This window comes from Acidilobus sp. 7A (genome assembly GCF_003431325.1).
Classification (GTDB): domain Archaea; phylum Thermoproteota; class Thermoprotei_A; order Sulfolobales; family Acidilobaceae; genus Acidilobus.
Genome location: NZ_CP010515.1, coordinates 742635 through 755370, shown reverse-complemented (window position 1 = coordinate 755370; position 12736 = coordinate 742635). Strand labels below are relative to the sequence as shown.

At 61.5% G+C, this 12736-nt stretch carries 16 protein-coding genes; 9 read left to right on the top strand and 7 right to left on the bottom strand.

The window, feature by feature from the left end:
- The first annotated feature begins 59 nt into the window (after window positions 1–59).
- On the top strand, window positions 60–824 hold the full coding sequence (locus tag SE86_RS03850) for an SDR family oxidoreductase (protein ID WP_117354359.1): 765 nt from the start codon (window positions 60–62) through the stop codon (window positions 822–824).
- Between the two features lie 89 nt (window positions 825–913).
- Window positions 914–1948 (top strand): DUF1152 domain-containing protein, encoded by a 1035-nt coding sequence (locus tag SE86_RS03845; RefSeq protein ID WP_117354358.1) that lies wholly within the window; start codon window positions 914–916, stop codon window positions 1946–1948.
- Here the strand turns inward: SE86_RS03845 and SE86_RS03840 are convergent.
- Complete coding sequence (locus SE86_RS03840) at window positions 1938–2297, bottom strand: hypothetical protein (RefSeq protein WP_211096721.1); 360 nt, start codon at window positions 2295–2297, stop codon at window positions 1938–1940. The genes SE86_RS03845 and SE86_RS03840 overlap by 11 nt on opposite strands.
- 182 nt (window positions 2298–2479) lie before the next feature.
- Here SE86_RS03840 and SE86_RS03835 point away from each other — a divergent pair, with 182 nt between their 5' ends.
- From SE86_RS03835 to SE86_RS03825, 3 genes are all read left to right on the top strand, one after another.
- Complete coding sequence (locus SE86_RS03835) at window positions 2480–2650, top strand: ribbon-helix-helix protein, CopG family (RefSeq protein WP_117355102.1); 171 nt, start codon at window positions 2480–2482, stop codon at window positions 2648–2650.
- A 135-nt stretch (window positions 2651–2785) separates the two neighbouring features.
- Entirely contained in the window at window positions 2786–3193 is a 408-nt protein-coding gene (locus SE86_RS03830) for a hypothetical protein (RefSeq protein ID WP_117354357.1), read from the top strand.
- Window positions 3194–3249: 56 nt separating this feature from the next.
- Complete coding sequence (locus tag SE86_RS03825) at window positions 3250–3762, top strand: hypothetical protein (protein WP_148666768.1); 513 nt, start codon at window positions 3250–3252, stop codon at window positions 3760–3762.
- On the opposite strand, the gene SE86_RS03820 is transcribed toward SE86_RS03825, so the two are convergent.
- From SE86_RS03820 to SE86_RS03805, 4 genes are all read right to left on the bottom strand, one after another.
- Window positions 3746–4501 (bottom strand): PEP/pyruvate-binding domain-containing protein, encoded by a 756-nt coding sequence (locus SE86_RS03820; RefSeq protein WP_117354355.1) that lies wholly within the window; start codon window positions 4499–4501, stop codon window positions 3746–3748. The genes SE86_RS03825 and SE86_RS03820 overlap by 17 nt on opposite strands.
- The gene (gene hisS, locus SE86_RS03815; protein ID WP_117354354.1) at window positions 4501–5799 is read right to left on the bottom strand and encodes a histidine--tRNA ligase; all 1299 of its coding nucleotides are present in this window, start codon (window positions 5797–5799) and stop codon (window positions 4501–4503) included. The genes SE86_RS03820 and hisS overlap by 1 nt, the downstream gene beginning before the upstream one ends.
- 156 nt (window positions 5800–5955) lie before the next feature.
- On the bottom strand, window positions 5956–6720 hold the full coding sequence (locus SE86_RS03810; RefSeq protein WP_117354353.1) for a CBS domain-containing protein: 765 nt from the start codon (window positions 6718–6720) through the stop codon (window positions 5956–5958).
- A complete protein-coding gene (locus SE86_RS03805; RefSeq protein ID WP_117355101.1) occupies window positions 6717–7709 on the bottom strand; it encodes an alcohol dehydrogenase catalytic domain-containing protein in 993 nt (330 codons plus the stop codon). Before SE86_RS03805 ends, SE86_RS03810 begins: the two co-directional genes overlap by 4 nt.
- 186 nt (window positions 7710–7895) lie before the next feature.
- Between SE86_RS03805 and SE86_RS03800 the strand changes: the two genes are divergently transcribed.
- The gene (locus tag SE86_RS03800; protein WP_117354352.1) at window positions 7896–9386 is read left to right on the top strand and encodes a dihydropteroate synthase-like protein; all 1491 of its coding nucleotides are present in this window, start codon (window positions 7896–7898) and stop codon (window positions 9384–9386) included.
- Window positions 9387–10092: 706 nt separating this feature from the next.
- Here the strand turns inward: SE86_RS03800 and SE86_RS03795 are convergent.
- On the bottom strand, window positions 10093–10428 hold the full coding sequence (locus SE86_RS03795; RefSeq protein WP_236747347.1) for a YbaK/EbsC family protein: 336 nt from the start codon (window positions 10426–10428) through the stop codon (window positions 10093–10095).
- Between SE86_RS03795 and SE86_RS08125 the strand changes: the two genes are divergently transcribed.
- Both SE86_RS08125 and SE86_RS03790 read left to right on the top strand, forming a co-directional pair.
- The gene (locus SE86_RS08125; protein ID WP_211096739.1) at window positions 10409–10579 is read left to right on the top strand and encodes a hypothetical protein; all 171 of its coding nucleotides are present in this window, start codon (window positions 10409–10411) and stop codon (window positions 10577–10579) included. The two genes, SE86_RS03795 and SE86_RS08125, sit on opposite strands and share 20 nt — an antisense overlap.
- A 134-nt stretch (window positions 10580–10713) precedes the next feature.
- A complete protein-coding gene (locus SE86_RS03790; protein ID WP_117354350.1) occupies window positions 10714–11049 on the top strand; it encodes a hypothetical protein in 336 nt (111 codons plus the stop codon).
- On the opposite strand, the gene SE86_RS03785 is transcribed toward SE86_RS03790, so the two are convergent.
- Window positions 11046–11276 carry a MoaD/ThiS family protein gene (locus tag SE86_RS03785; protein ID WP_117354349.1) on the bottom strand — a complete coding sequence of 77 codons (231 nt, stop codon included), beginning with the start codon at window positions 11274–11276 and terminating at the stop codon, window positions 11046–11048. The genes SE86_RS03790 and SE86_RS03785 overlap by 4 nt on opposite strands.
- A gap of 783 nt (window positions 11277–12059) precedes the next feature.
- On the opposite strand from SE86_RS03785, the gene SE86_RS03775 reads away from it, so the two are divergent.
- On the top strand, window positions 12060–12656 hold the full coding sequence (locus SE86_RS03775) for a creatininase family protein (RefSeq protein WP_158543111.1): 597 nt from the start codon (window positions 12060–12062) through the stop codon (window positions 12654–12656).
- Window positions 12657–12736: the final 80 nt, after the last annotated feature.

The window sequence follows — 12736 nt, the reverse complement described above, 5'->3', positions numbered from 1 at the left end:
GTATTGCTGGCGGCTTAAGCTCAAATCCTCAGCCCCTCCTGGAGTTAATGTGAGCGCCCTTGATATGCTCAGCCGTCGTGACGGGCGCCAGCAGCGGCGTAGGCCTTGAGGCAGCCCACGCGCTGGCGTCAAGGGGCTGCGACCTGCTGCTCATTGCCAGGGGGAGGGAGAGGCTCGAGGGGGTGGCAAGGGACATCTCAGCTAGGTACGGGGTCAGGGCCCTCGCTTACCATGCAGACATCTCCCAGAGGGGCTCGGAGTCAATAGTGGACGAAGCCAGGGGGAAGCTGGGTGACATAGACGTCGCAGTCCTGAGCTACGGCAACCCTCCCTGTGAGCCCTGCGAGCCCGCCGACGCCTCCTGGGACGACTGGGAGCAGGCCCAGAGGATGTACATAACCTTCCCCGCCAGGTTCATGGGCAGGCTCGCCAGGGTCAACGGCAAAAAGGCTACAGTTATACTCATATCTAGCTTCTCATCCCGCTCCCCCATGTGGCCAACAGGGCTGAGCGACGTTGTAAGGGCAGACCTCCCGGCCATGGCGAAGCTCTTCTCGAGGAAGTACCCCGACAGGCTCAGGGTGCTGGTCCTTGAGCTCGGCAGCTTCAGGACGCCGGGGGCGGAGAGGCTCATAGGTGCCCTGGCGGCCAGGGAGGGGCTCAGCGCCAACGACTACTGGACTAAGGTGGCCTCCATGTCACCCCTCAGGAGGCTCGGCAGGCCGGAGGAGCTGAGGGAGGTCATAGCATGGCTTGCCTTCTCCCCAGAGTACCTCACGGGCGCGACGGTGCTCTTTGACGGGGCGACCCTGCAGGCGGTATGATATGGATTCCTGTTACATGGAGAATCCATATCGTAGCCCAAGGCTATCCCCTTTTAACTTTGCCCCCCTCGCAGACCCAAGGGGCCCCTTTGAAGTTCAGGAGCCTTGAGGAGGCCGTCTCAGGGAGGAAGGTGCTGGTCCTCGGCATAGGTGGCGGCGGCGACGTCGCTGGGGCGATGTACCTGTACGAGAAGGTGAGGAGGCTGGGCGGGAGGCCCCTCCTGGGCTCGGTGGTCTGGGAGAGGTACAGCATAGACCCTTACCCAGGCCCCATACCGCTTGAGGCCATGGTTGACATTGACGTTATCGGCGACTCCGCCGCCCTCGTGGACAAGGGCTCCTACGCGCTCAGGTTCGGCAGGGAGGTGAAGCCTCAGGTCGTCAGGGCTGCAGAGCTCCTCAACGAGAAGGTCCTCTTCGTTGACCTGAGCAAGGGCAGCGAGGGCGTGAGGAGGGCCCTGGAGGCCTCAAGGGACCAGCTGGGGGTCGAGCTCGTCCTCGGCGTTGACGTCGGCGGCGACGTTCTTGCCTTGGGCTGCGAGGACAGCCTCTGGAGCCCCCTGGCTGACTCCGTGTCTCTAACGGGGCTGCGCTCGGCTAAGGTGGACAGCCTCCTGGCGGTTCATGGCCCCGGCGCCGACGGGGAGCTGCCGACAGAGCTCGTGCTGTCATATATCTCTGACGTCGCCAGCAGAGGAGGGCTGGTTGGGGTCTACGGCATAAACGAGGCTGAGGCTGAGGTCCTTGAGAGGGCGACCAAGGCCATTGAGACCGAGGCCTCCCTGATGCCGCTGCTTGCCTTCAGGGGGAGGCAGGGGCCCGTGAAGATGAGGGAGGGCAGCAGGTCTGTCAGGCTCTCCATGGCTCTGGCCTCGACCTATGTGCTTGACACAGAGGTTGTCTACTTAAGGAGCCCCCTGGCCCAGGCAGTTGACGGCACTATGGGCATATCGCAGGCCAGGCAGTCACTCAACTCTAGGTGCATTTACACCGAGCTCGACCTTGAGTATGACCTGTTTGAAATGAGGGGCGCCACAAGCCCGAGGCCCATGACACTTGAGGACATCAGGAGGGAGGGTATAGGAAGGCTGATAAGGCAGGGCTGCAAGCCACTCAAGTGTTGACGCTCTCCTGCTCCACGTCGAGAGCCTTCTTAGCCTTGACCTCGCCCACAAGGTCCTCGAGGGTGTCGAGCCTCTGGAGTATGTAGTCCAGGGCCTCCTCCAGCTGCCTGTACCTGCCCTCCATCATTGTGACCTTGAGCTTCAGGTCCCTCTCGACCTTGTCAAGCCTGTTTGAGAGGTTAGCCATTAGGACGTCGGCGCTCCCCTCCTGCCTTGAGGCTAGGCCGCCCTGGAGGCCCATCTTTATGTATAGCTTTATCAGGTCAGTTATCTGGATCCCTATCTCGTCACTCTTCTCCTTCAGCTGCTTGTACATGGCGTCGCTCAGCGAGAGGTGTACAGTTGGCACTCCCCTCCCCTCTGTCTCTCCGTTGTAAGAGTAGTACTGCAGGAGGCCTAATATACTCTTATGCTCTATAGATTCCTATTGCAAGTGGACTCTTGTAGTCTGGCTCCGCTTTCAATAAAGCCTCTAGTAGTACCGAAGTAGTACCGGAGCCCTGCCAAAGGGTGCCAGGTGAGGTGTCCAGGATGAGGGTGTTAAGCTTCAAGCTTGAGGATGACCTGCTTGAGCTCCTTGAGGAGTACAGCAGGAAGAGAGGCATACCTAAGTCCGAGGTCATAAGGAGAGCCCTCAAGCAGTACATAAACGCCGAGAGGGACAGGCCCTACGTGGGCAAGTACGTGAAGATCTACACTTAAAGTCCTTACTGCGCTCCTGCCCTGCAGGCACTGTCCCATGAACGGCATGGCCAACGCTTTAGCGCGCAAAACACTTTTCTGAGCAAGACCCTCCTCTTGAAATAGAAGGTAGCTGGGAAGCCGTTTGACCACGTCATGAGCGGGCAAGTGGACATTGTCGCTGTAACTTACAGGGACAGGCTGGCAAGGTTCGACCTCGAGCACCTCTTTGACAAGCATGACGTCAGGGTAGAGGTCGTATTAGGCGATGGGTCAGAGGACCGCCAGGAGCTGATGGAGAACCTGCTAGAGGTCGTTAGCTCCTTTGCTGGCAAGCTCTACGGAACGGGGAGGCGCAGGAGGAGCTCATTGACGGCCTTCAGGAGGCTACTGGAGGATCGAGAAGGGTGGGTTAAGTTGCCAGGACAGCTGCCATTAGGTCCGAGCCGTTTGCCCCACGCCCTTACCTCAGTCATTTTATGTGTGTTCATGATCGAGCGTAGGGACCTCTACCTCTTACCGCAGGGGTTCCCAGGGCCCTGTGGGCAAGGTGGAGGTCCTTAGGCGCAACGATTAAATATGAGGATTGATGAAGATTATTGCCTAGGGACAACGGTAGCGTGAGCTATTACGGTGGCTTCGAAGTAGTTGGCGCTGAGGAGATACATAAAGAGATAGAGGGCAGAGCCCGCTCGCTTCAGAGGCCCAGCGTCGAGCAGGCGGAGAGGGAGAAGGCCGAGGTAGTGAAGGCCGTAGAGGGCTGGTCGCCGAGGGAGGTTAAACTGGGCTCTGAGATGCCTAAGGTGGAGGCCAGGCTGAGGAGGGCCACGGCCCTGATAGTAGTGCTGCCGCCCAGGCACGCCCTCCTGGCCGCCGAGGCCAGCTATGAAATAGGCCACCTGCTTGAGTGGGCCGAGGGAGCTAAGGGGAACGTCGTCCTCGTCTACTACTCGAGGAAGGGCACCATGACCACGGCGGCCTACCTCTACCTAGGCAACATTATGGAGGATAGCAACGTAGGCATACTCTTCGTGAATGGCCCTCCGTCCGAGATAGCTGAAGTCTTCAGCACCCTTGACTCTAAGGGCGAGTACACGCCTAACGAGGAGAGCTACGTCAGAGTTGACTTCTGAGGAGGGGCCTGGCGCCGAGGGCCCAGACGCCGCCCTGGTAGGCCCACTCAAGCTCCACGTCGTCGCCTATGGCCTCTGAGGCCCTGAGGGCCTCCCTAGCCACCTCAGCGGCCTCGTCGTCGCTGATGGACTGGGCCCACGGGTCCGAGGCTGGGGCTGAGTCTATGCGGCCAGAGGAGTAGACCCTGACGAGGTCCTTCTTCATGACTCTTCTCTCAAGCAGCTGAAGCAAGGGGCTGAAGACAAAGGAGTCGTTGGGGGAGCCGACGCTCATGAAGACGTCGGCAAGACCTGGGACCGCCTCGACTATGACCTTCTTAGCCCACGTTATTGGGCTCGCCGTGTAGGCGGCGCCGGCTGCCTTTGGGATGACCAGGGCCTGCAGTATCAGGCCTGCGGGGCCCGCCCCGCCGAGAAGCCTTGAGGCCTCGGCCAGGAGCCTGAGGCCCTCCGCCCTGGCCTCACTTGGCGAGCCGGCCACCCTGAGGCCTAGGGCTGAGAGGGCGTACTCAACCCTGAGGCCCGCGCTGAGGGGCGGGCTGAGCCTCACGGCCACAGGGAAGCTGCAGCCAGCGAGCTCGCAGGCCCTGGCTATCTCCCTCTCACCTGCAGCGACGAGGTCCAAGGATGACATTACTACGCCCCTCGGCACCCTGAGGCCCGCCGACGCGAGAAGGCGGAGCCTGTAGGCCTTGGACCCGTGCTGGGGGCCGGCCTCTTCAAGAGGTGTCAGGCTCATTACAGCAGCCTCTCCACGGCCTCCCTTGCCTCCTCCAGCTTCACCGTGACCCTCTCGCCCCTAGAGGGCGAGAACAGGGTCACTGTTCCTGAGGCCTCCTCCTGCGGGCCTATGAAGGCGAGGAGCGGTACCTCAAGCCTTGAGGCCTTCCTCCTCTGCTCGTCCTGGCCTGACCTGTTCAGGTCAACCCTCACGCTGAAGCCCCATGACCTGAGGCTGTCTGCCACCTTCCATGCGTACCTGTAGCTCTCAGGCCTTACGTTAACCACCACGACCTGCGTGTAGGTCCTCCTCGAGGCGCTGAAGAGGCCTACCTCAATGCCTGCGTCTATGAGCCTGTCAATGCCTATGCTCACCCCAGTTGCGGGCACTGGCCTCTTGGCAAACAGGGCTATCAGGTTGTCGTATCTTCCGCCCCCAGCGACGCTCCCGATCTTAGGCCTGTCAAGCACAACCTCCAGTATGGGGCCTGTGTAGTAGTCGAGGCCCCTCACCAGGGACATGTCGAAGGCCAGGACTGAGGGCCTCTTCACGAGGCCCGCAACCTCCTTCAGGTGCCCTGCGCCCTCAGCGACGGCCTTGTTTGAGCCGTGCTCCCTCAGCAGCCTGTCAGCTATATCGGCCACGTCACCCCTCAGCGATATGAGCTCCATAACCTTTGAGGCCGCCGAGGGGCCCAGGAGGCCCTCGAGCTCAGCCCTGACCCCCTGCTCGCCGACCTTGTCAAGCCTGTCTATTGCCCTGTAGACCGCCAGGGGGTTGCTCAGCGAGAGCTCGACCTCAAATATGCCCGCCAGTATCCTCCTGTCATTTATTAGGACCCTGTAGCCTGAGCTTATGCCTAGGGCCTCAAGGGCATCCATGAGGAGGTTTATGACCTCAGCGTCGGCCTCAGGGTACGGGCTACCCACTATGTCTGCGTCGGCTTGGTAGAACTCCCTGTACCTGCCCTTCTGGGGCTCGTCGTGGCGCCACACGGGGGCTATCTGGTACCTCTTGAAGGGCATCGGCATCTCAGGGTGGGAGGCCACAAACCTTGCAAGGGGAACCGTCAGGTCGTACCTTAGGGCGTACTCCCTGTCGCTCCAAGGGTCCTTGAACCTCCATATCAGCCTCCCCTCGGCCTCCTCGCCGTATTTCCCTGCCAGGACCTCCCAGTGCTCAACGGCGGGCGTCTCAAGGGGGTCGAAGCCATACCTCCTGTAGACTGCCTCAAGCCTTGATATGAGGTCCTTCCTGAGAATTGCAAGCTCCGGTGGCACGTCCCTGAAGCCCCTCGGCGGCCTCAGCTCAACCAAAGCTGACCCTAGGAAGGCTAGGGGGAGCGTAACTTAAGGCTTAGCTCAGCGGTGCAGGCCGACAGCCCCTCTACGGCTGCCTGGGAACCATGTATCTGACCCCCTCCCCGCCCTGAGGGGTGAGGCCTGTCGCTCATTTTGTCACGGCAACGAGGCTCAAAGCCTTGAGGCCAGCCATCTGGTCAAAGTTATATCGTCAACTGCGCCGCAGGCGCGCCTGCCGCAGAACACCACCGCCATGTCTGAGCCCACTGACTCCATGGCCTCAGCTACCTCCCCAACGCTGGCCCCCTCGTCTGTGTGAGCGAGCGGGGGCATGGGGAAGTCGGCGACCCTTGAGGAGAGGGCCTGGCTCCCTCCTGAGGCGTAGGCCTGAAGAACCTCCCTGACCGTCAGGGCCCCTATGAAGTCGTCGCCATCCATTATCAGGACCCCGCTCACTCCCCTTGAGCTTATGACGGATGCTGCCTCAAGAAGCGTTGCCTCAGGGTCAAGCGTCGGGTAGCCCTGGACTAGGGCGCCGTGGAGGTCCTCGCGGCCGAACCTAAGCGAGGGGAGGGAGAAGACCACGTCATGCGTTGTAAGTATCCCGAGCGGGTTGTCCTCGCTGCCCACTAAAACAGAGGTCACGTCCCTGGAGGCCATGATCCTCGCGGCCTCTATCACTGGCGTCGTGGGCTCGACGTAGACCGGGACCTCAAGGCCTGCCTCTGAGACGCTCTTTGCTGAGGGGTCGGTCCCGGTCGCGAGGGCCCTTATGAGGTGGAAGGCGCTAAAGACGCCTACAGCCCTGCCGCCCTCTGTTACGAGTAGCCTCCTCACGTTCCTCGAGGCCATGAACTCAGCGGCCTCCTTAACGCTGCTGTCAGCCCCTATTGAGAGCACAGGCCTCGAGGCAACAGCTATGACGTTCTCGCTCAACTTCCTGCCACCAGCATCACTCTGCCGTCCCTTTCCCTTGAGAACAGAAGCTTTAACGCCTCCCTGGCCTCCGTGAGCCGATGCCTCCTCCAGACCTTCACCTTGAGCAGGCCTCGGGAGGCCATGTCTATGAGCCTCATAAACTCGCCCCTGGTGCCGCCCGTGGTGCCCACTATCCTGAGCTCCCTGCTGTAGAGGTCCGTGGCCGAGAGCGAGAGGGAGCTGCCCCTCAGGGCCCCAAATATTATGAGCCTCCCCCTGCTGTCGAGTAGCTTCAAGCTTGTCGGCAGCGTGGGGGTCCCCACGGCGTCTACCACGACATCAGCCAGCCTGCCGCCCGTCATCTTCCTCAGGACCTCGTAGCTCTGCTCTACTGGCGCCACCTCGTCGGCCCCCAGCTCAAGTGGCCACTTCTTGCTGCTCACCGCTAACACCCTGGCTCCCATCATCTTTGCGAGCTGGAGCGCAAACTGGCCCGTGTTGCCCGAGGCCCCAACTATTACAACCACGTCACCCGGCGAGACGCCCGCCTCCCTGAGGGCGTGGTATGAGGTGAGCGCCGCCACCGGGAGGGAGGCAGCGATGTCCCACGACACGCTGTCAGGTATCTTAAAAACGTTGGACTCGCTTACTAGCGCCTTCTCAGCGAAGCCGCCGTTAGTCACAGCCCCAACGATGCCGCCGACCCTACAGAGGTGCTCGCTGCCGCTGACGCACATGTCACACCTGCCACAGAAGACCCTCGGGTAGACCACGACCCTGTCGCCTGGTCTGACGCTCTTTACGTCAGGGCCTACCTCCTCCACGACACCTGCAAACTCAGCCCCAGGTATGTGAGGCATAGGCTCAACGGTCCTCATGCCGCTGACGACAAAGTAGTCAACAGGGTTAACGCCGGCCTCAACGACCCTAACCACTACCTGGCCCCTGCCAGGACTTGGGTCCTCGACCTCCTCAACCGTCAGGGAGTCCACGCCGAAGGCCCTCATGAGGTTTGCCTTCAAAAGGATCACCGTGGTAGCAGTCTATCAATAAATATAAAAGCTTAAGCTTGGGCCTTAAGCGTCGAGGCTCCTTCCTAAGGGAGCATTAACATTGCCTAGGGCTCTGGGACCTGCGCGCACGACCTAACTATTTAACTCCCTGGATACCGTGACCAGCCATGGGGCCGACGCTTGAGGTTCGGCATAGTCACCAGCAGGCCCGCCGAGCAGGCTGTGAGAGAGGTGCTGAGGGAGGGCGGGGTCGATGACTTCGTGGTCGTGGCCCTGCCCGTGCCAGCCATATCACTGCTGAGCGCAAGTGCAATAGCGTCCATACTGGCCAGCAGAAAGGACCTGCTCTCTCAGCTCGCTAGCTCCGACGTGGTTATACTGCCTGGGACCGTCAGGGGCGACGCCCTGGAGGTCTCAAAGGTTATCGGGAGGCCCGCCTTCAAGGGCCCAAGGGACCTCGGGGAGCTGCCCATAGCGCTTAGGTACGTTAGCGAGGGGGCCAGGCTTGACACTGTTAAGGCCGCAGACGAGGTCCTCGGCTCCGTGGAGCCCAGGATAAGCTACTCCGAGGCCTTCAGGCTGGGCGACGTCCCGGTGCCCCAGCGGGGGCCGCCTGTGCTTCTTGTCTCCGAGGTCGGCCCCGAGGTCAGCGAAGCCGACGCCCCCCTGATTGCAAAGAGGTACGTGAAGGAGGGGGCTGACATAATTCTTGTTGGAGCTGAAGGTGACACCGGGCCAGAGGAGCTCGCCAGGAGAGTTAAGGTCGTCAGGGCCCTAGGGAGGCCAGTCATAGCCGAGGCGCCCAGCAAGAGGCACGCCGAGGAGGCCCTGACAGCTGGGGCCGACGGCATAAGCGTGGCCGACTACCAGGTCAATGACGTCATTGACCTGCTTGACCCTGGCGTCGCGCTAGTGGTTGGGGGCGACAGTGTTGAGGGACTTAAGGCAATAGAGGAGGCCCTCTCGGCAAGGGCGAAGCTGATCATTGACCCCTCACTGGCCGTCCCCCCTCTGGGCCTCGCCCCCAGCGTCTCCAGGTACCTTAGGGCCTCCGCCGAGCTCAGGTCACCGATGCTATTCTCCGCCGCTAACGTCACCGAGGAGGTGGAGGCCGACAGCGCCGGCGTGCACGCCCTGCTCTCCCTCATAGCCGTTGAGGTCAGGGCCTCCGCCTACCTCGTCGTTGAGGAAACATACAAGTCAGTCCACGGCACCTCCGAGGCCAGGGAGGCCCTCAGGCTGGCCTCAACGGCCTATGCAAGGAGGTCCAGCGAGAGGGGCATGTTTAGCAGGCTGCTGGTGCTGAAGCAGCAGCTCCCGCCTCCCCCGGCGCAGGCCGAGGAGGGCCCGAGGCCTGAGCTCGTGGACTATGTTGAGCCCGACGTGAGCACCAGCGAGTACGTCAGGATAGCACTTGACCACGCCAGGGGCCTAATGAGGGTCACCCTCTACAGGGGAGGGGCCGCCGTTGGAAGCCTTGAGGGGAGACACGCGCTGAGCCTCTCCAGGGCCCTCGTGAGGAGGTTCAACGTCAGCGCTGAGCACGCGGCCTACATAGGCTACGAGCTGGCCAAGGCGGAGCTCTCTCTCAAGCTGGGCAAGACTTACGTTCAGGACGAGCAGATAATAGTTCCCCCATGGGAGAGGAACGGGAACTCCAACAGCTGCTAGGAGGGAGGAAAAGGAGAAGCAATGGCTTAATCCCCAGCCCCCTCCTACTTCTTCTCCCTCTTGGAGGGCCTCAGCTCCGGCGTCGTGCACCTTTTCCAGAATATCTTGTATGGCCTCAGGTATTTGGACAGGTTCCTGAGACCTCGGGGATCCCTCGCCTTCAGGGCCGGGGAGGATGTCTAAGATTATAGGCTGTAATGGCAATACACATAGAAGGGCTTTAGTAAGCTGAGCATAATTTAACCTTTGCTAAAAGCTGAGCCAGCAGCTATTTAAAGGCTCCATGCAACACCCTACGAGATGAGCGAGCCGACATAGGCTGACGGCCTAGAGCCGATGAGGAGGGGTTGATTGAGCGACGCTGCGTTTGGAAAGTTTCCCTGAAGACCCAGCCGCCGCGCCTAGGGCCGTCCAGGTAGGCTGCGCTGTCCTGAGCCTCCTCGGCAGCCCCAGGGCCAGGCCTGCGGCAGAGTGCTATGCCCACCGAGAACTAGGCCAGCGCCGGTCGTCAAGGCTCACTTTATAATACGCGCCGGAGCAGCTGCTCAAGATGACGTCAAGGCAGCTCACTGCCACGCCCGAGCCCCCGACAGGGAAAGTGCCAGGGATGCCAACTTGCGCTGACAGTAGCAGCGGTAGACCTCCGCAGCCGCAAACAGATCTACTAACGTAGAGCGCTAGCATCACAGCGGTAGGATCCTTGACATCATTGTGAGATGTCGGCCACCAAAGGCTTGAGGGCCCTTAAAAGGTCCTTTACTGACACGTTGGCCAGGGCGTTTATTGAGCCCCCGCCGGTCCAGACCCTCTCCTTTGACTGTACGCTGGCGTCTACTATCACCTTTAGCCCCCTTATGCACTCGGAGAGTGGGGTGAGGCCGCCTGGCATCAGGCCCGTCAACTCCTCTATCTCGTCCGGGGACGCCATCCTTATCTTTGAGGCCTTCGTCAGCTCCGAGAGCTTCCTGTAGTCAAGCTTCCTGTCCCCCGGCAGGAGGACGGCCATAGGCCTGCCGTCAACTATGAGGAGCAGCGTCTTCACTATGTCGTTTGGGCTTGCCCCGGATGCCCTGGCGGCGTCCTCCACGGTCTCGACGCTCTCCTCAAACTCGACTATCCTGGCGTCTATGCTGTACCTCCTGATGAAGTCGCTGGGCGAGTCGACGCAGGCCAGAGCTCTCCACCAGGCTTAAAGGGGGGAGCTCAGGCTTTTAGGTTAAACAGCACCAGGAGATTCGGAAGAGGCCTTGAGCCTAATTGAGTGGGGATCACTGGCGCTGGCCGTGGCGGCCATGGCGGTGGTAGCGTACAGGGCGGTGAGGTCACGTTGGAGTGGTCGCTCTGCGCGAGCTTAAGGGTAAGCGTGGCGATGAGGCTCGAGTCCATGGGCTACGGCCTCCACGGACATGACGTTGAGGTCACGGCCTGTTACTGCTACAGGGAGGGCGAGGCGAGGGAGGACCTTGAGGCCATAGGCGAGGCCCTCGACGAGGCCTTGAAGCCCCTGAGGAGGGCCGCCCTCTGGGAGGTGACGGGCAGGGAGGGGACGCTTGAGGACCTGCTCCTCTACGTGGCTAGGTCGCTCAGCGCGAGGGGCCTGAGAGGGAGGCTGTGCTACCTGCAGGCCCGCGTCCCTGACAGGGAGGTCAGGCTCAGCCTTTAGCCGCCGCCCGTCTCAGGGAGGAGAACCACGATGCTGCCGGGCTTAACTGGGGTGTCGGGCTGTGCCCCCCTGCCGTCCACAAGGAGGACGTAGTCGTCCCTCCTCAGCTTCTTAATGACCGGTGCCACTTCTGAGACCTTGGCTTCCCCGTTGACCTCGACCTCGGCCTCCGAGGTCCCAGCCAGGTCAGCCAGATAGCCGAGGTACTTGACCTTAACCTTGCCCATGTCAGGCCCCAGCTATTCTTTGCCTGCAGAGGGCTCTAAACGTTTAGCACTTACGTCGCCAATGGCAAAACGAAAGGCAGGCCTTGCCCCTTCAGGGGCGTGGTAAGGCATAAAACATCTGAGCACTTGAAAGCATCGCAGAACAAATAGTGTCCCCGCAAGGGGATGCCCCAACAGGGGCCCCACATATCCCGAGCCCCTGGGAGCTGGGGAGGGGATGGGGCAACCCCTGGCGAGGGGTAGGGGTAAAGGGCCGAAGGCCCGGCCGCGGCCTGCCGCTGGACGAGCGGGCGGGGTGGGCGCATATGCGCCCGCCAGCTGTGAGGCTGTGAAGGTGAAGGCGGTAAGCCATGAACCTATGAGCCGCCTAAGGGGCCCTCGCCCTTCAGGGCGGGGAGGAGGTCAGAGCAGTGGCCCAACCTCCGATCCCTGGGCCCCGACATACGTGGCGGCCTTTGTTAACTCCCCAGTTTACAGCGATGCCACCCGCGTAGTCAAGGCGCGAGGCGCCTTCTGCAGCTGCTTCGCGCTTCACATAGGTTTCAAGGTTAATTATACCATCATGTCTATCGGCGAGGTCCCCTGTGAGGGGGTGAAGGTCCTCAGGCTCTCCCCGAGGGTTACTCAGGGCGTGGGGCCCCCAGGTAACCCTGAGCGCCCCATGCACTACCCCGAGCGGGGCGCGGGGGAACAGGGGTGAGGCGATGAAAACCGTATCACGTGAGCCTATGTGAGAGCTGAACCCCTTATACCTCAAGGCACACCGGATCCTCGGTGTCGGGCTTGAGGTACGAGGAGCTGAGCGCCGAGCAGGCCCTCTCGGCGGCCAAGGACCCAGGCTCAATCTTTATCATACCGGTGGGCAGCGTTGAGCAGCACTGCGGCGGCCCGCTCGGCACGGACCTCATGATAGCTGAGGGCGTCGCCGAGGCAGCCTGCGAGCACCTCACGTCATCCGAGTTCAAGTGCTACATGATGCCAGCCATAGGCTACGGCCTCTCAGCAGAGTGGTCCCTGGCCCCCGGCACGGTTTCGCTCTCGCTCTCAACCTTTGAGGGCCTGATAGAGGACGTGGTCAGGGGACTCCTGAGGCTTGGGGCCAAGAGCGTCGTCATAGTTAACGGCCACTACGGCAACTCGCCAGCCATAGAGGCGGCCCTGAGGGAGCTCATGAGGGAGCTGCCCCACGACGCAGTGATATTGCAGGTGAACTACTGGGAGGCACTAGGCATAGACGTCGGCCACGCGAGTGAGGCGGAGGCCGAGGTTATGAGGGCCCTCGGCTATAACGTGAACTTCGGCAGGTGCGGCTGCGAGGCCTCACCCTCGCCCCGCGGGGCTAAGGTCTACGTGAGGCCCCCGAGGCCCCGTCACAGCTGAGGTCAGCCTCGAGGGGGGAGCTGAGCAAGGACTACATAGGGGCGGCCGTGAGCTCTGCGATACTGGAGGGGCTCAAGGCC

What these genes read in the sequence shown, in the direction of transcription:
- SE86_RS03835 (WP_117355102.1), top strand. Translation starts at nt 2,480, where the DNA reads ATGAGGGTGTTAAGCTTCAAGCTTGAGGATGACCTGCTTGAGCTCCTT.
- SE86_RS03830 (WP_117354357.1), top strand. Translation starts at nt 2,786, where the DNA reads ATGAGCGGGCAAGTGGACATTGTCGCTGTAACTTACAGGGACAGGCTG.
- SE86_RS03820 (WP_117354355.1), bottom strand. Translation starts at nt 4,501, where the DNA reads ATGAGCCTGACACCTCTTGAAGAGGCCGGCCCCCAGCACGGGTCCAAG.
- SE86_RS03805 (WP_117355101.1), bottom strand. Translation starts at nt 7,709, where the DNA reads ATGAGGGCCTTCGGCGTGGACTCCCTGACGGTTGAGGAGGTCGAGGAC.
- SE86_RS08125 (WP_211096739.1), top strand. Translation starts at nt 10,409, where the DNA reads ATGAGGAGCAGCGTCTTCACTATGTCGTTTGGGCTTGCCCCGGATGCC.
- SE86_RS03785 (WP_117354349.1), bottom strand. Translation starts at nt 11,276, where the DNA reads ATGGGCAAGGTTAAGGTCAAGTACCTCGGCTATCTGGCTGACCTGGCT.